This is a genomic window from Kineococcus haloalkalitolerans, assembly GCF_050871905.1.
Taxonomy (GTDB): Bacteria; Actinomycetota; Actinomycetes; order Actinomycetales; family Kineococcaceae; genus Kineococcus.
In genome coordinates this window covers 1-19,549 of the sequence record NZ_JBJLSH010000059.1, presented here as the reverse complement: position 1 = coordinate 19,549, position 19,549 = coordinate 1, and the positions used below count along the sequence as shown (strand labels likewise).

Below are 19,549 nucleotides of genomic sequence, written 5' to 3'. Positions count from 1 at the left end.
CCGCCCGCGGGCGGTGGCGGCCGGCGGGCCCGTAGGGTCGGCCGGGTGAGCGTGCGACGGGTGACCGGCATCGAGACGGAGTACGGGATCTCCGTCCCGGGCGACCCGGGGGCCAACCCCATGCTGCTGTCGGCGCAGGTGGTCAACGCCTACGCCGCTCCGGCCACCGGCAGCCTGGCCTCCTCCCTGGGCGCGCCGGCGAGGTCGGGCGGCTCGCGCACCCGCTGGGACTACGAGGACGAGGCCCCGCTGCGCGACGCGCGCGGCTTCGAGCTGGCCCGCTCGGCCGCCGACCCCTCCCAGCTGACCGACGCGCCCCTGCGCGGGGACGGCGGTGGCGCGGGCGCCGGGGGTGCGGTGGGGGAGCGGGGCCGCTGGACGGTGCCGGCGGCCTCCGACGTCGTCTCGGCCGAGACGGAGGACCCCACCACCGCCAACGTCGTGCTGACCAACGGCGCGCGCCTGTACGTCGACCACGCCCACCCGGAGTACTCCTCCCCGGAGGTCCTGACCCCGCGCGACGCGGTGCGCTGGGACCGGGCGGGCGAGCGCATCGTCCTGGAGTCGCTGCGGCGCATCGCCGCCACCCCCGGCCTGGCGCCGGTGACGCTGTACAAGAACAACACCGACGGCAAGGGCGCCTCCTACGGCACCCACGAGAACTACCTCATGGCCCGCGCCACGCCCTTCGGCGACGTCGTGCGCCACCTCGTGCCGTTCTTCGTCTCCCGCCAGGTCGTCGCCGGCGCGGGCCGCGTCGGCATCGGCCAGGACTCGGCCACCGCCGGCTACCAGCTCAGCCAGCGCGCGGACTTCTTCGAGACCGAGGTCGGCCTGGAGACGACGATGAAGCGGCCCATCGTCAACACCCGCGACGAGCCGCACGCCACCGCCGAGAAGTACCGGCGCCTGCACGTCATCGTCGGCGACGCGACGTTCTGCGAGGTGGCCACCCTGCTGAAGGTGGGCACCACCTCCCTGGTCCTGTCCATGGTCGAGGCCGGCGCCCTGACCGGCGGCCCGGCGGGGGACCTGCAGCTGTCGGACCCGGTGCGCGCCCTGCACGAGGTCAGCCACGACCCCTCGCTGCGGCAGCTGGTGCGCCTGCGCGACGGGCGCCGCCTGAGCGCGCTGGACCTGCAGTGGGCCTACTTCGAGGCGGCCCGCGCGTTCGTCGACGAGCGCACCGGCGCCGACACCGACGCCGACACGGTCGAGGTGCTGCAGCGCTGGGAGTCGGTCCTGACCCGGCTGGGCACCGACGTGTCCGCCTGCGCGCGCGAGCTGGACTGGGTGGCCAAGCTGCAGCTGCTGGAGGCCTACCGCTCGCGCGACGGCCTGGCCTGGGACAGCGCCCGGCTGCGGGCGGTGGACCTGCAGTGGTCCGACGTGCGCCCGGAGAAGGGCCTGTACCTGCGCCTGGAGCAGCGCGGGCGGGTGGAGCGGCTCATCGCCGAGGAGGACGTGCGCCGCGCCGTGGAGCACCCCCCGGAGGACACCCGCGCCTACTTCCGCGGCGAGTGCCTTGCCCGCTACGGCCCGCGGGTGGCCGCCGCCAGCTGGGACTCGGTGATCTTCGACGTGGCCGGGCGCGGGGCCCTGCAGCGGGTGCCGACGCTGGAGCCCCTGCGCGGCACCCGCGAGCACGTGGGCGCGCTGCTGGACCGCTGCCCCACGGCCGAGGACCTCGTCGCGGCCCTGACGGGGGGCTGACCGGCCGTCGACCGGTGCGCGCGGGCGCGCGAGCGCCGGCGCCCGTCCGGGTGTCGCGCCGGTCACGGAGCGGTCGCGGCACCACGCGCGCGGCCGGTGCGCGGGTTAGTGTCGGTGCACGTCGGGTGCCCGCCACCGGACGCCGGGCCACCGGCCCGCAGCTGACCGCGACACGTCAGGGGGACCAGCCGTGCCTGGACAGGAGCAGCAGCGCCCGAGCCGCCGCGAGGACGAGCCCGAGGAGACCCCCGTCGTGCCCGCCCAGGCGCGCGCGGAGGAGCGGACGAGCGAGGACGACGTCGACGCCCTGCTCGACGAGATCGACGAGGTCCTGGAGACCAACTCCGAGGAGTTCGTGCGCGGGTTCGTGCAGAAGGGCGGCCAGTAGCCGCCGGCAGCACCGGCCCCGGCGAGCCCCGCCCCGCCGGTCCCGCGCCCCGCGCCCGACCGGGCGGGCGCGGGCCCGGCGGGTAGGGTCGCGACGTGGACCATCGATCGGGTGCAGACCCCAGCGGGCGCCTCCCGGCGGCCTTCCTGGTGCCGGGTTCGTCCTCCTTCACCGACTTCGTGCGCGAGCACGCCCCCGAGGTGCTGCCCGGCGCGCGCCGGCTGCCGGGCGCCGTCCCGGTCGGCGGCCCGGGTGCTGTGCCGGGCGGGGGACCCGGGGCGGGCCAGCCCCCGCACGCGACGACGATCGTCGCCCTCGTCACCGCCGACGGGGTGGTGGTGGCCGGGGACCGGCGCGCCACCGCCGGCAACGTCATCGCCCAGCGCGACATCGAGAAGGTCTTCCCCGCCGACGACCACTCCGCGGTCGGCATCGCCGGCACCGCCGGGCTGGCGCTGGAGATGGTGCGCCTGTTCCAGGTGGAGCTGGAGCACTACGAGAAGCTCGAGGGCGCGCTGATGTCCTTCGAGGGCAAGGCCAACCGCCTGTCGGCGATGATCCGCGGCAACCTGGGCCTGGCCATGCAGGGTCTGGCCGTCGTGCCGCTGTTCGCCGGCTACGACCTGGACGCCCGCCGCGGGCGCATCGTCAGCTACGACGTCACCGGCGGCCGCTACGAGGAGGTCGACCACCACGCGGTCGGCTCCGGCTCGGTGTTCGCCCGCGGGGCGCTGAAGAAGCTGTTCCGCCCGGGTCTGGGCTCGGCCGACGCGGTGCGGGTGGCGGTGGAGGCCCTGTGGGACGCCGCCGACGACGACTCGGCCACGGGCGGGCCGGACCTGGTGCGCCGCACCTGGCCGGTGGTCGCCGTGGTCAGCGCCGAGGGCTACCGGCGCCTGGAGCAGGAGGAGCTGTCCGCCGTGGTCGAGGGCGTGGTCGCCGGGCGCACCGGCAACCCGGGCGGGGCGCCTGCGCTCGCCGGGAGCGGGACCGACGGGGGCACCGGTCCCGGTACGGGCACCGAGGGGCAGGGGGTGCAGCGATGAGCGTGCCGTTCTACGTCTCGCCCGAGCAGCTGATGAAGGACAAGGCGGACTACGCGCGCAAGGGCATCGCGCGCGGGCGGGCCGTCGTCGTCCTGGCCTACGAGGGCGGCATCGTCTTCGCCTCCGAGAACGCCTCCCGGGCGCTGCACAAGATCTCCGAGATCTACGACCGCGTGGCGTTCGCGGCGGTCGGCAAGTACAACGAGTTCGAGAACCTGCGGGTGGCCGGGGTGCGCTACGCGGACCTGCGCGGCTACTCCTACGACCGCGGCGACGTCACCGCCCGCGGCCTGGCCAACGCCTACGCGCAGACGCTGGGCACCGTGTTCACCACCGGCCCCAAGCCGTACGAGGTGGAGCTGGTCGTGGCCGAGGTGGGCCGCACCCCCGAGCAGGACCAGGTGTACCGGCTGACGTACGACGGGTCGGTGGCCGACGAGCACGGGTACGTGGCGATGGGCGGCTCGGCCGAGCAGATCTCCGCGCGCCTGGGCGAGCGCTGGCGCGCGGGGATGACGCTGGAGGAGGCGCTGCGCACGGCCGTGGACGCCCTGGGCAGCGACGCGCAGGCCGAGGCGGCCGGGCGGGGCCCGCGCCGCATCGCGCCGGACCAGCTGGAGGTCGCCGTCCTGGACCGCGCCCGCGCCCGCCGCACGTTCCGCCGCCTCAGCGGGCCGGTGCTGGCCCGGCTGCTGGGCGAGGCGGGCACCGACGCGCCGGCCGCACCTGCGGCGCCCGAGCAGCCCACCGGCTGAGACCCGCCGGCGGGCACCGGTGGGCCGTCCCGCGGCGGCCCGCCGGTGCCCGGCCGCGCGCGCCCCGCGCGCACGCCCCGCGTGACCCGCCGCCGGTCCCGCCGACGCCCCGATCGGGCCGGTGCGCGCGTTCAGCCGCGCTGCGCGCCCCCGATGTGCCTATGGTGGGCAGATGGACCGCCGGATCTTCGGGCTCGAGACCGAGTTCGGCGTCACCTGCGCCTTCGAGGGCCAGCGCAAGCTGTCCCCGGACGAGGTGGCCCGCTACCTGTTCCGCAAGGTCGTCTCCTGGGGGCGTTCCAGCAACGTCTTCCTCAAGAACGGCGCCCGCCTGTACCTGGACGTCGGCTCCCACCCCGAGTACGCCACCCCCGAGTGCGACGACGTGCGCCAGCTCGTCGTCCACGACCGCGCGGGCGAGCGCACGCTGGAGGGCCTGCTCACCGACGCCGAGCGGCGCCTGGAGGAGGAGGGGGTGGCCGGGGAGGTCTTCCTCTTCAAGAACAACACCGACTCCGCCGGCAACTCCTACGGCTGCCACGAGAACTACCTGGTCTCCCGGCACGGGGAGTTCGGCAAGCTGTCCGACGTCCTCATCCCGTTCCTGGTCAGCCGGCAGCTGATCTGCGGGGCCGGCAAGGTCGTGCAGACCCCGCGCGGGGCGGTGTACTCGCTCTCGCAGCGCGCCGACCACATCTGGGAGGGCGTCTCCAGCGCCACCACCCGCAGCCGGCCCATCATCAACACCCGCGACGAGCCGCACGCCGACGCCGAGCGCTACCGGCGCCTGCACGTGATCGTCGGCGACTCCAACATGTCCGAGACCACCACGATGCTCAAGGTCGGCGCGACCGACCTGGTGCTGCGGATGGTCGAGGAGGGCGTGGCGCTGCGCGAGATGACGATGGAGAACCCCATCCGGGCCATCCGCGAGATCTCCCACGACCCCACCGGCCGCCGTCCGGTGCGCCTGGCCAACGGCCGCGAGGCCAGCGCCCTGCAGATCCAGGAGGAGTACCTGGAGAAGGCCAAGGAGTTCGTGGAGACCCGCGGCCTGCAGACCCCCACCGTCAAGCGGGTGCTGGACCTGTGGGAGCGGGCGCTGCGCGCGGTGGCCACCGGCGACCTGGGCCTGGTCGACCGCGAGGTCGACTGGGTCATCAAGAAGAAGCTGCTGGACCGCTACATGGCCAAGCACGGCATGCCGCTGACCTCCCCGCGCATCGCCCGCCTGGACCTGGCCTACCACGACATCCACCGCGGCCGGGGCCTGCACTACATGCTGGCCGCGCGCGGCATGGCCGAGCGGGTGTGCGCCGACATCGAGGTGTTCGAGGCGCTGAGCGTGCCCCCGCAGACCACCCGCGCCAAGCTGCGCGGGGACTTCGTGCGCGCCGCGCAGGACAAGCGCCGCGACTTCACCGTCGACTGGGTGCACCTGAAGCTCAACGACCAGGCCCAGCGCACGGTGCTGTGCAAGGACCCGTTCAAGGCCGTGGACGACCGGGTGGAGCGCCTCATCGACAGCATGTGACGGCTCCCAGCTCCGTCCCAGGCGCCGGCGGTTAGGGTGCTGCGGCAAGCCCGGCTCGACCCCGACCCGTGCCCCGACCCGTGAGGACCCCCGTGCGTCGCCGTACCGCCGCCCTGCCCGCCGCCGCGATCGCGGCCCTCGCGCTGACCCTGAGCGCGTGCGCCTCGGAGCCGGACACCCCCAGCCCCGCCGAGCAGAGCGCCTCCGCGACCGCCTCGGCGGCGGTCATCGAGCCGGCCGCCGTCGACGACGCCCTGCCGGTCACCGTCACCGGTGGGCCCGGCGCCAAGCCGGAGGTCCAGGTGACCACCCCGCTGCAGGTGGAGGAGACCACCCGCAAGGTCGTCACCGCCGGCGACGGGCAGGAGGTCGAGGCCGACGACACCGTCCAGTTCGCGTACACCCTCTACGCCGGTTCCACCGGCCGCGAGCTGGACACCAGCTACGGCGCCACCGACGCCCGCTTCCCGCTGCCGCAGGTCACCCGCGGCATCGCCCGCGGCCTGGTCGGCGCGAACGTCGGCGACCGCCTGGCCATCGCCATCGCCCCCGACGACGGCTTCGGCGAGGCCGCCACCCAGTTCGGCGAGGGCGTGGACGCCGACACCACGATGGTGCTGGTCGCCGACGTCGTGCGCGTCATCCCCGAGACCGCCCAGGGCGAGGAGGTCGCCCCGCCGCCGGGCCTGCCCACCGTCACCTACGGCGAGGACGGGCGCCCCACCGGCGTGGAGGTGCCCGAGGGCTACCAGGCGCCCGAGCAGACCCTGGCGCAGCCGCTCGTCCAGGGCAGCGGGCCGGTCGTGGAGTCCGGGCAGAACGTCACCATGCAGTACGTGGGCGCGCGCCTGGAGGACGGCGAGGTCTTCGAGAGCTCCTGGGAGCGCCAGCCCTTCCAGACCCAGATCGGCGTCGGCGGCCTCATCGAGGGCTGGGACGTCGGCCTGGTCGGGCAGAACGTGGGCAGCCGCGTCCTGCTCGTCATCCCCGCCGCGCAGGCCTACGGCGACGAGCCCGCCGGCGGGCAGCCGGCCGGCCCCCTCGTCTTCGTCGTGGACATCCTCGACGCCTACTGACCGGCGCCCCCGACCGGTCCTGAGCGACCGGTCCCACCCACCGTCCGGAACACACCGGGCCCACCCCGACCCAGGGAGCGACGTGACCGACCGCACCAAGCCCGAGATCGACTTCCCCGGCGGCGAGCCGCCCACCGAGCTGGAGATCACCGACGAGGTCGTCGGCGAGGGCGAGGAGGCCGTGCCCGGCCGCACCGTCAGCGCCCACTACGTCGGCGTCGCCTTCAGCACCGGCGAGGAGTTCGACGCCTCCTGGAACCGCGGCCAGCCCCTGGACTTCCCGCTCGGCGCGGGCATGGTCATCAAGGGCTGGGACCAGGGCATCGTCGGCATGCGCGTCGGCGGCCGCCGCAGGATCGTCATCCCGCCCCACCTGGGCTACGGCGACCGCGGTGCCGGCGCGGCCATCAAGGGCGGCGAGACCCTGATCTTCGTCGTCGACCTCGTCGGCGTCAGCTGATCCCCGCCGGTCCCCGGGCCGGCCCGCGGCGCTCCCGCGGGCCGGCCCGGGGACCGGTCAGGTCGCCAGCAGGTCCGCGGCGTGCCGCCCGGCCGCGGCGGCGGCCACGAACGAGGCCCGGTCCTGCTCCGGCCCGCGGCCCATCGTCGACAGCGGCACCGGGCACGCGGCCAGCGCCTCGTCCAGCCCCGCCGCGTCCACCACCACCACGCGGTGCCGGTCGGCGCACAGCGCCCGCGCCTGCGCGCGCACCCCCTCGGCGAAGGCGCCCTCCTCGCCCGTGACGACCACGTCGGCCGGCAGCAGCGCCACCCGCCCCACCGCCGTGAGCGAGTGGTGCGAGACGCCGCGGTGCCGCTCGCGCGGGTCGGCCTCCGACACGCGCAGCGCCGCCACCGCCCGCCCGCCCAGCAGGGCGGCCGCGTTCAGCGCCTCCCCGGCCGCCACCCCCGAGAACCCCCACCGCGAGCCGGTGCCCAGGTTCCCCGGCCCCTGCGCCACCACCACGACGTCGGCGCCCACCACCAGGTGGGCGGCCAGCAGTCCCGTGTGCACGGTCGCCGCCTCCAGGTCGCCGCCGAACGCCTGCCCCGTCGTCACGCACGCGGCCAGCCACCCGGCCTGGCGCAGCCCGGCCACGGTGCGGCTGAACGCCGCCGGCAGCGCGCCCCCGTCGGTCATCACGTACGCCACCCGCGCGCCCGGCGCGCGCTCGCGCACCCCGGCCACCACCGCCGGCAGCGCCGAGTGCAGGTCGGCCACCACCACGGGCGTGCCGTGCAGGTCGTCGGCGTCGGCCAGGAGCGCGTGGTGCTCCGACTCCTGCTCGTCGACGCCCAGCACCATCGCCTGCAGCGGTGTGTAGCGAGCCTTGACCAGGTGACCGGGACCCTCCGGCGGGTCCGCGGGCAGCGCGTCGGGCAGCGCCACCACCAGGGCGTAGCCGCCCGTGCCCAGCCCCCGCGCCAGCGCGGAGGTGTTCAGCAGCACCCGCGCGCCCGGCTCGGGGGTGCCGACCAGGTCAGCGAAGGCCAGCGCGCGCGCCGTCGTCCCGTCCGCCAGGAGCACCCGGCACTCCAGCGCCCCCCGGCCCGGGCCCACCGCCCACGACCGGCCCGTCGAGACGACCGTCCCCTCCCGCCACCGCAGCACCCGGCGAGCCTAGGGCCGGCCCCGGGTCCGTCCCGGCCGCCCGCCGGCGCGGCGGCGGGTGCGGGGAGTCGTACAGCACCCCCAGCCCGGCCCGGCGCGCCAGCCGGTGCACCAGCAGCGAGGTCACCAGCGCCACGGCCGCCCACAGCGGCGGCCACGCCGGGTGCCGGCCCGCACCGGTCGCGGCCGCCACCGCCGTGAGCAGCCCCACCACCAGCTCGTGCACGAGGAACACCGGCAGGGTGCGCCGGCCCAGCCAGCCCAGCCCGGACGCGAGGGGGCGCACCGGCGCCGCCCGCGTCAGCAGCAGCGCCGCGGCCAGCCCGCCGCCGATGGCCGCGACGCTGACCCCCAGCCGCAGCCACGGCGAGCGGCCGTCGGTGCCGCCGTGCACCACCAGGCCGGCGACCGCGGCCACCACCAGCGCCCACGCCGCCGGCCCGGGCAGCCGCGCGAACCGCTCCAGCAGCACCCGCCGCAGGCACCAGCCCAGCAGGAAGAACACGAAGCAGCGCGACATCTGCGTCCACGCGTAGTTGGGCGCGATCCAGCCGGGCACGGTGGCCGCCAGCGACACCGCCGCGGCCGGCACCAGCAGCAGCGGTGCGGCCCGCCCGGCCGCGCGCGCCAGCACCGTGAACAGCGCCAGCGCGTACAGGTACCACAGGCCCGTCACCGGCAGCAGCGGCGAGAGCAGCAGCGGGCGCAGCGTGGCCGTCTCCGCCGCGTTCAGCGTCTGCGGCACCACGCTGAACCACGCGAAGCGCAGCAGCGACCAGGTGACGAACAGCCACACCAGCAGCACCAGCCGGTGCCGGGCCAGCCAGCGCCACGAGCGCCGCGCCGCCGAGGCGGCCAGCACCCCCGAGACCGCGAAGAACAGCGGCATGCGCAGGACGACCAGCTCGTCGTTGACCACCCGCCAGCGCACGTCCAGCAGGGCCCCGGCGTCCAGGAAGATCACCGAGTGGTGCAGGACCACCAGCGCGATCGCCAGCCCCCGGGCGACGTCCAGGAACGGGGCGCGGGCGGGGGACGGCACGGCGGGACGCCTCCGGTCCTCGGATCGGGCTGGCCGCGCTGGTCCGCGCGGCGGGCTGACCGCACGACGTTACCCGCCGGACCGGCCCGCCGCGCAGCGGCGCGAGCACCGGCAGCGCACCCGGGGGTGACGACCGGACGGCGCAGCGCGCCACGACGACCCGCGCGCGGGCCGCGGCTGGGGTAGCGTCCGGGGACCGTGGCGCGCGCGAGCAGCAGGGACCCCGGCGGCAGGGCCCCGGGCGGGACGGGGAGCCCCGCCGCCCAGTTGGAGAGCGCCCGCGGCGCGCGGCGCACCGAGCGCCTGCTCAACCTCGTCATCGCCCTGTCGGCCACGCGCCGCTGGCTGACCAAGGAGCAGATCCGCCAGGCCGTGCCGCAGTACGCCGACTGCGCCACCACGCTGGCTTTCGAGCGGATGTTCGAGCGGGACAAGGAGGACCTGCGCGAGCTGGGGGTGCCGCTGGAGACCGGCGGGGAGGACCCGCTGTTCGGCGACGAGGCCGGCTACCGCATCGACCGCGACGCCTTCGCCCTGCCGGAGATCGTCTTCACGCCCGGTGAGCTGGCGGTGCTGTCGCTGGCCAGCCGCGTGTGGCAGCAGGCCAGCCTGGCGGGACCGGCCACCCGCGCGCTGGTCAAGCTGCGCAGCCTGGGCGTGGAGCCGGACGACAGCTCCCTGGTGGGCGTGGAGCCGCGCGTGCGCACCAGCGAGCCGGCCTTCGACGCCCTGTACGCGGCCACCCGCGACCGCGCCCCGGTGAGCTTCACCTACCGGCGCGCCGGCGGCGAGCCCGCGCAGCGGCACGTGGAGCCGTGGGCCATCGTCAGCTGGCACGGGCGCTGGTACCTCGTCGGGCACGACCGCGACCGCGAGGACGTGCGCGTCTTCCGCCTGTCCCGGGTGGCCTCGGCGCCCCGGCGCATCGGCCGGCCCGGCTCCTACCGGGTGCCCGAGGACCTGGACCCGCGCGCGGTGGTCGCCGGCCGGGTCGGTGAGCGCACCACCCGACCCGCGCGCCTGCTCGTGCGCCCCGGCGCCGGGCTGGCGCTGCGCCGGCGGGCCGCGCAGACCGCGCAGGCCGCCCAGGCCGCCCAGGCCGCCCAGGGCGTGGACGTGGACGGGCGCCCGGACGGGATGGACGTGGTGGTCGTGGACGTGGCCGACGTGGAGGTGGCCGCCGACGAGGTCGCCGCCTACGGCGCCGACGTGGTCGTCCTGGACCCGCCGGACCTGCGCGCGGCGGTGCTGCGGCGCCTGCGCGGCGCCGCGGGCCTGCGCGAGGACGACGGCGCGGGTGACGGCGCGGGTGACGGCGCGGGTGACGGCGCGGGTGACGGCGAGGCCCGCACGGGCGACGCCGCCGCCCGCTCCGGCGCGGTCGGGCGGGCCTCGTGAGCGGGCGCGCCTCCACCGAGCGGCTCTCGCGGCTGCTGGCCATGGTCCCCTACCTGCTGCGCCACCAGGGCATCCCCCTGGAGGAGGCGGCCGGGCACTTCGGCATCAGCACCGAGCAGCTCGTGCACGACCTGGAGCTGCTGTTCGTGTGCGGCACCCCCGGGCACCTGCCCGACGACCTCATCGACGCCCGCTGGGAGTCCGGGCGGGTGTACCTGTCCAACGCCGACCCGCTGGCGCGGCCCTCGCGGCTGGCCGTCGACGAGGCCGTCGCGCTGCTGGTGGGCCTGCGCACCCTGGCGCAGGTGCCGGGCCTGCACGACCGGGAGGCGCTGGACGGGGCCCTGGCCAAGCTCAGCCGCGCCGCGGGCGAGGCCGCCGGCGCCGCGGCCGCGGCCGCCTCGGCGGTGGCCGTGGACGTGCGCGTGGACGACCGCGACCCGCGCGGGCAGGAGGTCGCCGCGCAGGTCCTGGCCGCCGCCCAGACGGCGCTGCGGGAGAACCGGCGCCTGCACCTGCGCTACCTGGTGCCCAGCCGCGACGAGCGCACCGAGCGCGACGTGGACCCCATGCGCCTGGTCAGCGTGGAGGGCCGCTGGTACCTGGAGGGCTGGTGCCACCGCGCCGAGGGCGTGCGCCTGTTCCGGGTGGACCGGATCGAGGAGGCGCAGCTGCTGGACGCCGACGGCACCCCGCCGCCGCAGGCGGCCTCGCGCGACGTGGACGCCGACCTGTTCCGCCCCAGCCCCGACGACGTCGTGGTCACCCTCGACCTGGCCCCCCGCGCCGCGTGGGTGGCCGACTACTACCCGGTGGAGTCGGTGACCGAGCCCGGTGAGGACGCCTGGGCGGAGGCCGCCTCCCGGGTGCGGCTGCGCACCGCCGACACCCGCTGGGTGCGCCGGCTGCTGCTGCGGCTGGGCGCCGGCGCCCGCGTGGTGGACCCGCCGGAGCTGGCCGTCGACGTGCGCGGGGCCGCGGTGCGCGCGCTGGAGGCCTACGCCCGGCACCAGCCCGGCGAGCAGCCCGGCTGAGGTCCTCGGCACGTCCGGGCCGGCGCTGTCGACCCCCCGCCGGATCACCGTTCAAGGGATCGGCCGCCGGTGCCGAAGGAGTGTCATCGCCGCGCGGCAGGACGGCCGCCCGGCACGACGAGAGGTGCGCGACATGACCACGATCAAGGCTTCCTGCCCCTGCTGCGGCGACGTCGAGCTGACGCCCAAGCAGGTGCGTCTCGTGGTCTGCAGCGCCAAGGACCGCTCCTTCTACGCCTTCGACTGCCCCAAGTGCCGCGACGAGGTGCGCAAGCCCGCCGGTGAGGACGTCGTCGCGCTGCTGGTCTCCGGCGGCGTGGCCGTCGAGCGCTGGGTCATCCCCGCCGAGGCGCTGGAGGAGCACCGCGGCGGCGCCATCGCCTGGGACGACGTCCTGGACTTCGCCCTCGTGCTGGACTCCTGCGACGACCTGGCCGGGCTGGCCTCCCGGGGCGCCGGCGCCGCCCGCTGACCCGCGGCGCGGCGCTCGCCCGCTGACCTGCGGCCCGCCGGTCCGCGCCACCGGTCCGCCCGCCCCCACCCCGTCCAGGCGGGGGTGGGCGGACCTGTGCCGCGCACCGGTCCGGCGAGCGCGCGGGGCGACGCGCAGGACCTGTTCACCTCCGGCTGCCACGCGGCGGGGGAGCGGGGACGTACCATGGCGGTGCACCGTCCCCCCTCGAGAGGTTGAGCACCATGGGCGCACTGAAGCCCTGGCACATCCTTGTGCTTGTCGTCGTCCTGCTCCTGCTGTTCGGCGCCAAGCGCCTGCCCGACGCCGCCCGCGGCCTCGGTCGCTCGCTGCGCATCTTCAAGAGCGAGGTCAAGGAGATGCAGCGCGACGACGAGGAGGAGGAGGCCACCGCCAAGGAGACGAGGACGATCCGCGGCACCTCCATCGACGACGTCCGCGACGAGCGCCGCTCCGAGGTGCGCACCGACCCGTCCCGGGTCAACGGCTCGTCCCACGACGAGACGTCCACCGTCCGCGACCGCTGATCCGCCCCGCGAGGTCCTGACGTGGCTGTCACGACGTTCCGCCGTGGGCGCGCGCCCAAGGACCCCGAGGGGCGCATGCCCCTGCGCGAGCACCTCGACGAGCTGCGCAAGCGGCTCTTCCGCTCCGCGATCGCGGTGGTGGCCGCCGCGTGCGCGGGGTGGTGGCTGTGGCCGAACGTCGTGCTCCCGCTCCTGGCCGCACCCGCCGAGTCCATCGACGGGGTGGAGCTGAACTTCGCCACGACGCTGGGCGTCCTGGACGTCCAGGTCAAGGGTGCGCTGTGGGTGGGGTTGATCGTCTCCGCCCCGGTCTGGCTCTACCAGCTGTGGGCCTTCGTCACCCCGGGGCTGACGAAGAAGGAGCGCAACTACGCGATCGGCTTCGTCCTCGCCGGCTTCCCGCTGTTCCTGGCGGGGCTGGCGCTGGCGTACTTGATCCTGCCGACCACGATGGCGCTGATCACGTCCTTCACCCCCGAGGGTGTCGCCAACCTGATCGACACGCCGAACTACCTGTCGTTCGTCATGCGGCTGCTGCTGGCGTTCGGCATCGCGTTCATCGTGCCCGTGCTCCTGGTCGCGCTGAACTTCGCGGGCCTGGTCCGCGGGCGAGCCATCCTCAAGCAGTGGCGCATCGTCGTGTTCCTCTGCTTCGTGTTCTCGGCGATCTTCACCCCGACCCCCGACGCGCTGACCATGATCCTCATGGCGATCCCCTTGATCGCCCTGTTCTTCATGGCCATCGGGGTGTGCCTGTGGAACGACCGGCGCCGGGCCCGCCGGGACCGCGACAGCGAGTTCGCCGGCCTGTCCGACGACGAGGCCAGCCCCCTCTGAGCCCCGTGGAGCCGAACCGGCCGGAGGGTGGGCCGCCGGCCGGGACCGAGCCCCTGCGCGCCGGGCCCGTGGGGCTGCTCGTCAACCCGACCGCGGGGCGCGGCGCCGGCCGCCAGGCCGGACGCCGCGCCCTGGGGGCCCTGCGGCGGCTGGGCCACGACGTGGAGGACCTGTCCGGCCGGGACGTCGCCGAGGCGCGCGAGCGGCTGGCCCGGCGCGCCGGGGACCTGGCCGCCGTCGTGGTCGTCGGCGGCGACGGGCTCGTGCACGCCGCGGTGCAGGCCGTCGCCGGCACCCCGACCGCCCTGGGCGTGGTGCCCGCGGGCACGGGCAACGACCTGGCCCGCGGCCTGGGTGTGCCCCTGCGCCAGCCGGTGCGGGCCGTGGAACGCCTCTCGGCCGCCCTGGAGAGCGGGCGCGCCCGCGCCGTGGACGCCGTCCACGTCACCGGCGACGACCCGGGCGGGTCCGGGTCCGGTCGCTGGTTCGCGAGCATCCTGGGCGCCGGGGTGGACGCCCGCGTCAACGCCCGCGCCAACCGCTGGCGCTGGCCCACCGGGCCCTCGCGCTACACGCTGGCCGCGCTGCGCGAGCTGGCCGTCGTGCGGCCGGTGGGGCTGCGCGTGGTCCTGGAGGGCGTGCCCGACGGCGGGGACCGCGGCGACGGGGTGCGGGTGCTGGAGCGTCCGACCCTGCTGGTGGCCGTGGCCAACACCCGCTGCTACGGCGGGGGGCTGCTGATGGCCCCGCACGCCGACCCGACCGACGGGCTGCTGGACGTCGTGGTCATCGACGCGCTGAGCCCGCTGGCGGCGCTGACGGTCTTCCCGCTGCTGCGCTCGGGCCGGCACCTGCGCCACCCGGCCGTGCACGTGCACCGCGCCCACCGCGTGCACCTGCGGCCGCTGCCCGGAGCGAGCGTCCCGCACCCGCACGCCGACGGGGAGGCGGCGCTGCCGCTGCCGCTGACGTGCACCGCGCACCCGGGGGCGCTGCGCGTGCTGGGCTGAGGCCGGCGCGGGCGTCGCCTGCGCGGGGGTGGGTGCTCTGACGTACTGTCACGGGCATGGCGAGCCCTGCCGAACGCTACGCGGCGGCGCGCCGCCGCACCGAGGAGTCCCGCACCGAGCTGGCGGCCTTCACGGCCACCGTCGGCTTCGACCTGGACCCCTTCCAGGTGCAGGCCTGCCGGGCGCTGGAGGCCGGGCGCGGGGTGCTGGTGGCCGCCCCCACGGGGGCCGGCAAGACCGTCGTGGGCGAGTTCGCCGTCCACCTGGCGCTGCGCACGGGCCGCAAGGCGTTCTACACCACCCCCATCAAGGCGCTGAGCAACCAGAAGTACGCCGAGCTGGTCGAGCGGCACGGCTCCGGCGCGGTGGGGCTGCTGACCGGGGACAACTCCGTCAACGGCGAGGCGCCGGTGGTCGTCATGACCACCGAGGTGCTGCGCAACATGCTCTACGCCGGCTCCCCGCTGCTGGACGGGCTGGGCTACGTGGTGATGGACGAGGTCCACTACCTCGCCGACCGCTTCCGCGGTGCCGTGTGGGAGGAGGTGATCATCCACCTGCCCCGCGAGGTGCTGCTGGCCTCGCTGTCGGCGACGGTCAGCAACGCCGAGGAGTTCGGCGCGTGGCTGGGCACCGTGCGCGGGGACACCGAGGTCGTCGTCTCCGAGCACCGCCCGGTGCCGCTGTGGCAGCACCTGATGGTCGGCACCCGCCTGTACGACCTGTTCACCGACCCGGCCGGGGACCCGCTGGAGGGCGACGAGGGCTCCCTGGTGCCCGGGGCGGTGGTCAACCCCGAGCTGGTGGCCATGTCCCGCCAGCAGCTGCGCGTGGACCGGCTGGCCGGCGCGCCCGGGCGCGGCCGCCGCCGCGGCGCACCCCCGCTCCGCACGGGCTCGCGCACCGCCTCGCGGCAGGGAGCGCGCCCGGGCGGGCTGGCCGGCCCGTCGGGGCGGGCGGTGCCGCGCCCGGCCAGCCGCGCGCAGGTGCTGGAGGTCCTGGACGCCGGCGGCCTGCTGCCGGCCATCACGTTCATCTTCAGCCGCGCCGGCTGCGACGCGGCCGTGGCCCAGTGCGTGGCGTGGGGGCTGCGCCTGACCACACCGGAGGAGGGCCGGCGGGTGCGGGCGCTGGCCGAGGAGCGCTGCGCGGACATCCCCTCCTCCGACCTGGGCGTGCTGGGCTACTGGGAGTGGCTGGACGGGCTCGAGCGCGGTCTGGCCGCCCACCACGCCGGGATGCTGCCGGTGTTCAAGGAGACGGTGGAGCACCTGTTCGCCGCCGGGCTGGTCAAGGCGGTCTTCGCCACCGAGACCCTGGCGCTGGGGGTGAACATGCCGGCCCGTTCGGTGGTCCTGGAGCGGCTGGTGAAGTGGAACGGGCAGACCCACGTGGACGTCACGCCGGGGGAGTACACCCAGCTGACCGGGCGCGCCGGCCGGCGCGGCATCGACGTGGAGGGCCACGCCGTCGTGCTGTGGGGGCAGGGCACCGACCCCGAGCAGGTCGCCGGCCTGGCCTCGCGGCGCACCTTCCCGCTGCGCTCCAGCTTCCGGCCCACCTACAACATGGCCGTCAACCTCGTCGAGCAGGTCGGCCGGGCGCAGGCCCGCGACATCCTGGAGACCTCCTTCGCGCAGTTCCAGGCCGACCGCGCCGTGGTCGGGCAGGCCCAGCGCATCCGCACCCAGCAGGAGGCGCTGGAGGGCTACCGGCGCTCCATGACGTGCCACCTGGGCGACTTCGGCGAGTACTTCGCCCTGCGCCAGCAGCTGGGGCAGCGGGAGAAGGAGCTGTCGAGGGTGGGCGCCGCCCAGCGGCGCGCGGAGGCCGCCCGCTCCATCGAGAAGCTGCGCACCGGTGACGTGGTGCGCCTGCCCAGCCCCCGCCGGGCCGCGTTCGGCGTCGTCCTGGACCTGGTGGAGGGCAAGGGCTTCGACCCGCCCTCGCCGCGGCTGCTGACCCAGGACCGGCAGGTGCGCACCATCTCCGCGCACGACTTCCCCGGCGCCGTCGAGCCGATCGCCACGGTCAAGGTGCCCCGGGACTTCAACCACCGCAGCCCCCAGGCGCGCCGCGACCTGGCCTCCACGCTGCGCAACAAGCTGGCCGAGACCGGCGGCGGGGACGTGCCGCGCCGGCGCGCGACCGGCCCGGCGGAGGAGGACCCGCAGCTGGTCCAGCTGCGCGAGCGGCTGCGCGCGCACCCGTGCCACGGGTGCGCCGAGCGCGAGGAGCACGCCCGCTGGGCGGTGCGCGAGGAGAAGCTGCGCCGCGACACCGAGGCCCTGGCCCGCTCGGTGGAGGGGCGCACCGGCACCATCGCCCGCACCTTCGACCGGGTGTGCGACCTGCTGGCCGAGCTGGGCTACCTGGACGCCGACGGCACCCGCGTCACCGACGCCGGGCGCACCCTGCGCGGGATCAACGCCGAGACCGACCTGCTGGTGGCCCAGTGCCTGCGCCACGGGGCGTGGGCGGGCCTGGGGCCGGCGGACCTGGCCGCGGCCGTGTCCACCCTCGTGCACGAGTCGCGCCGCGAGGAGGCCGGGCGCGCCGAGCGGGTGCCGCACCGCGCCGAGGCGGCCGTGGCGGCCACCGTGCGGCTGTGGAGCGACCTGACCGACCGCGAGGACGCCCACCGGGTGCCGCAGACCCGCGAACCGGACGCCGGGCTGGCCTGGGCGGTGCACCGCTGGGCCTCCGGCGACCGGCTGGACGCGGTGCTGCGCGACGCCGACCTGGCCGCCGGCGACTTCGTGCGCCGCTGCAAGCAGCTGACGGACCTGCTGGACCAGGTGCGCGCCGCGGCGCTGGACCCGCAGGTGCGCCGCGCCGCCCGCGAGGCCGTGGAGGCGGTGCACCGCGGGGTCGTGGCGCACACCTCGCTGACCTGAGGCGGGTCCCGCGGCGCGGGGCCTGCCCGTCCGGGGATGACCCGCGGGCGGTGCCTCAGGGCGTGCGGGCGCGCTCCAGCGCGGCCAGCACCCGCTCCACGCTGCCGCCCAGGCCCCAGCGGTCCGTCAGCTGCGCCAGGGCCTCCGGGTCGGCCGGCGCCGCGGGCAGGGCGCCGTCCACGTCGGGCACGGGCGCCTCGCGCACCGTGCGCACCACCACCGGCGCGGCGTCCAGGTACGCCGCGGCCTCCAGCAGCCTGCGCCGCTGCCCGGCCGGCAGGTCCGAGGACGGGTCGGCGGCGGCCGCGCGCACCCCGGCCAGGTCCCCGAAGCGCTCCAGCAGCGCCGCGGCGGTCTTCTGGCCGATCCCGGCCACGCCCGGCAGCCCGTCGGAGGGGTCCCCGCGCAGCACCGCCAGGTCGCCGTAGCCGCGCCCGTCCACCCCGTAGCGCGTCCGCAGCCACGCCTCGTCGACCCGCTCGGCCCGGCGCACTCCCTTGCCGACGTACAGGACGCCCACCCCGGCGCGGTCGTCGACCAGCTGGAACAGGTCCCGGTCGCCGGTGACCACCAGCACCGGCCGGCCCCCACCGGCGGCGACGGCGCGCGCGGCCAGGGTCGCGGCCACGTCGTCGGCCTCGTGCCCGGCGGCGCCGGCGCGCGCCAGCCCGAGCGCGGCGAGCACCCGCACGATGACGTCGACCTGCGGCACGAGCGCCGGCGGGGTGTCCTCGGCGCCGTCGGCGCCCACGCGGTGCGCCTTGTAGGAGGGCAGGGCCGCCACCCGGAACGCCGGGCGCCAGTCCTCGTCCCAGCAGGCCACCAGCCGCGCCGGCCGGTGGGTGTCCACGAGCAGGGCCACCGCGTCCAGGAAGCCGCGCACGGCGTTGACGGGGGTCCCGTCGGGCGCGGTCAGGGAGGCCGGCACGCCGTGGAAGGCGCGGTAGTACAGCGAGGCCGCGTCCAGCAGCAGCTCCGGCGCGCCGGCGCCGGCCCGCGGGCCGCTCACGACCGCTGCCGGTGCGCTCGCGCGGCGGCAGCACCCGGGGGACGTCGGGACGGCCCGCGGTGCACCCGCGGGCGGAGGGGCGGACACGACACGGGACCGATCTTCGCACCACCTCCCCACCGTTCGGGGGATCTCACCGAGCGGTGGGTGGCGCACGCTGTGAGGGTGGTCGGAAGGGACCATGCACACTGACGGAGGGGACCAGCAGTGCACACCCAGGGACCGACCACGAGCACCAGCCGCCGCCCGCGCCGCCGGCTGGCGACCTTCACCATCGCCGGGGTGGCCGCGCTGTCCCTGGGCCTGGGCGCCTGCTCGGCCCAGGACGGCGAGGGCACCAGCGCCCCGTCCGCGACCTCCAGCGCCGCCACCGAGCGCACCGCGTTCGAGGTCGTGCAGGCCAGCGCCGAGCAGGGCCAGGAGGCCGGCAGTGCCCGCTTCGCGCTGACCACGACGACGACCGCCCCGGCCGAGGCCACCGGCGGGCAGGAGCAGACCTTCGACGTCTCCGGCGAGGGCTCCTTCGACGCCGAGGACGGCGCCGTGCGGATGACGCTGACGCTGCCGGCGATGACCGGCGCGGCCGGCAGCACCGTCGAGCTGCGCCTGGTCGACGAGGTCGCCTACCTCAGCGGAGCCCCGCTGACCGGCGAGGGCCAGTGGGTGCGCCTGCCGCTGGACGCCCTCGGCGGCGCGGGCCTGGACACCGGCGCGGTCGACCCGTCCGCGCAGCTGCAGCAGCTGCGCGCGGTGGCCGACGACGTCACCGAGGTGCCGGGCGTGGAGGTGCGCGGGGTCCAGACCCGCGGCTACAGCGGCACGATCGACCCGCAGGCCGCCTTCGAGGCGCTGCCGCCGGAGCAGCAGACGGAGGAGGCGCGCCAGGCGCTGACCGAGTCGGGGCTGACCGCCATCCCGTTCACCCTCTACGTGGACGAGCAGGACCGCCCGGCGCGCATCGTGCAGGAGGTCGACGTCCAGGGCGTCAGCACCAGCGTGACGATGGACTTCTGGGACTGGGGCAGCGACGTGGAGGTCGACGCGCCGGAGGCGGGCAGCGTCGTGGACGCCCCCGGCTTCCCGGGCGCGGGCGCCGAGGACCCGGCCGGGGCCCCCGCGGGCGCCTGAGCCAGCAGGACCAGCAGGACCAGCAGCACGGCCGGCGGCGCCGGTCGGTGGGGACTTCCCCGCCGGCCGGC

The 19,549-nt window shown here is 76.6% G+C and carries 18 protein-coding genes; 15 read left to right on the top strand and 3 right to left on the bottom strand.

Annotated elements, in window-relative coordinates; translation table 11 throughout:
• The first annotated feature begins 45 nt into the window (after positions 1 to 45).
• The 7 genes from dop to ACRYMY_RS17740 all read left to right on the top strand — a co-directional run bounded on the left by dop (position 46) and on the right by ACRYMY_RS17740 (position 6,972).
• Positions 46 to 1,713 carry a depupylase/deamidase Dop gene (gene dop / locus ACRYMY_RS17770; protein ID WP_432548549.1) on the top strand — a complete coding sequence of 556 codons (1,668 nt, stop codon included), beginning with the start codon at positions 46 to 48 and terminating at the stop codon, positions 1,711 to 1,713.
• Between the two features lie 190 nt (positions 1,714 to 1,903).
• Positions 1,904 to 2,101 carry a ubiquitin-like protein Pup gene (locus ACRYMY_RS17765; RefSeq protein WP_432548548.1) on the top strand — a complete coding sequence of 66 codons (198 nt, stop codon included), beginning with the start codon at positions 1,904 to 1,906 and terminating at the stop codon, positions 2,099 to 2,101.
• A 95-nt stretch (positions 2,102 to 2,196) separates the two neighbouring features.
• Positions 2,197 to 3,147, top strand: coding sequence for a proteasome subunit beta (prcB, locus tag ACRYMY_RS17760; protein WP_432548547.1), 951 nt, complete (start codon positions 2,197 to 2,199; stop codon positions 3,145 to 3,147).
• On the top strand, positions 3,144 to 3,902 hold the full coding sequence (gene prcA / locus ACRYMY_RS17755) for a proteasome subunit alpha (protein ID WP_432548546.1): 759 nt from the start codon (positions 3,144 to 3,146) through the stop codon (positions 3,900 to 3,902). The genes prcB and prcA overlap by 4 nt, the downstream gene beginning before the upstream one ends.
• Before the next feature lie 172 nt (positions 3,903 to 4,074).
• Positions 4,075 to 5,436, top strand: a complete 1,362-nt coding sequence (pafA, locus tag ACRYMY_RS17750; protein WP_432548545.1) for a Pup--protein ligase — start codon at positions 4,075 to 4,077, stop codon at positions 5,434 to 5,436.
• 92 nt (positions 5,437 to 5,528) lie between these two features.
• On the top strand, positions 5,529 to 6,512 hold the full coding sequence (locus ACRYMY_RS17745) for an FKBP-type peptidyl-prolyl cis-trans isomerase (protein WP_432548544.1): 984 nt from the start codon (positions 5,529 to 5,531) through the stop codon (positions 6,510 to 6,512).
• A gap of 82 nt (positions 6,513 to 6,594) precedes the next feature.
• A complete protein-coding gene (locus ACRYMY_RS17740; RefSeq protein ID WP_432548543.1) occupies positions 6,595 to 6,972 on the top strand; it encodes an FKBP-type peptidyl-prolyl cis-trans isomerase in 378 nt (125 codons plus the stop codon).
• A gap of 57 nt (positions 6,973 to 7,029) precedes the next feature.
• Here ACRYMY_RS17740 and ACRYMY_RS17735 read toward each other — a convergent pair whose 3' ends face one another.
• The gene (locus tag ACRYMY_RS17735; protein ID WP_432548542.1) at positions 7,030 to 8,073 is read right to left on the bottom strand and encodes a DUF3866 family protein; all 1,044 of its coding nucleotides are present in this window, start codon (positions 8,071 to 8,073) and stop codon (positions 7,030 to 7,032) included.
• Positions 7,994 to 9,166 carry an acyltransferase family protein gene (locus ACRYMY_RS17730; protein WP_432548541.1) on the bottom strand — a complete coding sequence of 391 codons (1,173 nt, stop codon included), beginning with the start codon at positions 9,164 to 9,166 and terminating at the stop codon, positions 7,994 to 7,996. The genes ACRYMY_RS17735 and ACRYMY_RS17730 overlap by 80 nt, the downstream gene beginning before the upstream one ends.
• A 198-nt stretch (positions 9,167 to 9,364) precedes the next feature.
• Between ACRYMY_RS17730 and ACRYMY_RS17725 the strand changes: the two genes are divergently transcribed.
• From ACRYMY_RS17725 to ACRYMY_RS17695, 7 genes are all read left to right on the top strand, one after another.
• Positions 9,365 to 10,564 (top strand): helix-turn-helix transcriptional regulator, encoded by a 1,200-nt coding sequence (locus ACRYMY_RS17725; protein WP_432548540.1) that lies wholly within the window; start codon positions 9,365 to 9,367, stop codon positions 10,562 to 10,564.
• Entirely contained in the window at positions 10,561 to 11,598 is a 1,038-nt protein-coding gene (locus ACRYMY_RS17720) for a helix-turn-helix transcriptional regulator (protein WP_432548539.1), read from the top strand. The genes ACRYMY_RS17725 and ACRYMY_RS17720 overlap by 4 nt, the downstream gene beginning before the upstream one ends.
• A 133-nt stretch (positions 11,599 to 11,731) precedes the next feature.
• Positions 11,732 to 12,070 (top strand): hypothetical protein, encoded by a 339-nt coding sequence (locus ACRYMY_RS17715; RefSeq protein WP_369052112.1) that lies wholly within the window; start codon positions 11,732 to 11,734, stop codon positions 12,068 to 12,070.
• A gap of 224 nt (positions 12,071 to 12,294) precedes the next feature.
• On the top strand, positions 12,295 to 12,597 hold the full coding sequence (gene tatA, locus ACRYMY_RS17710; RefSeq protein WP_432548538.1) for a Sec-independent protein translocase subunit TatA: 303 nt from the start codon (positions 12,295 to 12,297) through the stop codon (positions 12,595 to 12,597).
• A gap of 21 nt (positions 12,598 to 12,618) precedes the next feature.
• Positions 12,619 to 13,434 carry a twin-arginine translocase subunit TatC gene (tatC, locus tag ACRYMY_RS17705; RefSeq protein ID WP_432548537.1) on the top strand — a complete coding sequence of 272 codons (816 nt, stop codon included), beginning with the start codon at positions 12,619 to 12,621 and terminating at the stop codon, positions 13,432 to 13,434.
• 5 nt (positions 13,435 to 13,439) lie between these two features.
• Positions 13,440 to 14,444 (top strand): diacylglycerol/lipid kinase family protein, encoded by a 1,005-nt coding sequence (locus tag ACRYMY_RS17700; RefSeq protein WP_432548536.1) that lies wholly within the window; start codon positions 13,440 to 13,442, stop codon positions 14,442 to 14,444.
• A gap of 56 nt (positions 14,445 to 14,500) precedes the next feature.
• Positions 14,501 to 17,341: a DEAD/DEAH box helicase gene (locus ACRYMY_RS17695; protein WP_432548535.1), complete on the top strand. Its 2,841-nt coding sequence runs from the start codon at positions 14,501 to 14,503 to the stop codon at positions 17,339 to 17,341.
• 55 nt (positions 17,342 to 17,396) lie between these two features.
• Here the strand turns inward: ACRYMY_RS17695 and ACRYMY_RS17690 are convergent, their stop codons facing one another.
• Positions 17,397 to 18,314 (bottom strand): 5'-3' exonuclease, encoded by a 918-nt coding sequence (locus tag ACRYMY_RS17690; RefSeq protein WP_432548550.1) that lies wholly within the window; start codon positions 18,312 to 18,314, stop codon positions 17,397 to 17,399.
• A 243-nt stretch (positions 18,315 to 18,557) separates the two neighbouring features.
• Between ACRYMY_RS17690 and ACRYMY_RS17685 the strand changes: the two genes are divergently transcribed.
• Complete coding sequence (locus tag ACRYMY_RS17685) at positions 18,558 to 19,478, top strand: hypothetical protein (protein ID WP_432548534.1); 921 nt, start codon at positions 18,558 to 18,560, stop codon at positions 19,476 to 19,478.
• Positions 19,479 to 19,549 lie beyond the last annotated feature (71 nt).

What these genes read in the sequence shown, in the direction of transcription:
- prcA (WP_432548546.1), top strand. Translation starts at nt 3,144, where the DNA reads ATGAGCGTGCCGTTCTACGTCTCGCCCGAGCAGCTGATGAAGGACAAG.
- pafA (WP_432548545.1), top strand. Translation starts at nt 4,075, where the DNA reads ATGGACCGCCGGATCTTCGGGCTCGAGACCGAGTTCGGCGTCACCTGC.
- ACRYMY_RS17715 (WP_369052112.1), top strand. Translation starts at nt 11,732, where the DNA reads ATGACCACGATCAAGGCTTCCTGCCCCTGCTGCGGCGACGTCGAGCTG.
- tatA (WP_432548538.1), top strand. Translation starts at nt 12,295, where the DNA reads ATGGGCGCACTGAAGCCCTGGCACATCCTTGTGCTTGTCGTCGTCCTG.
- ACRYMY_RS17695 (WP_432548535.1), top strand. Translation starts at nt 14,501, where the DNA reads ATGGCGAGCCCTGCCGAACGCTACGCGGCGGCGCGCCGCCGCACCGAG.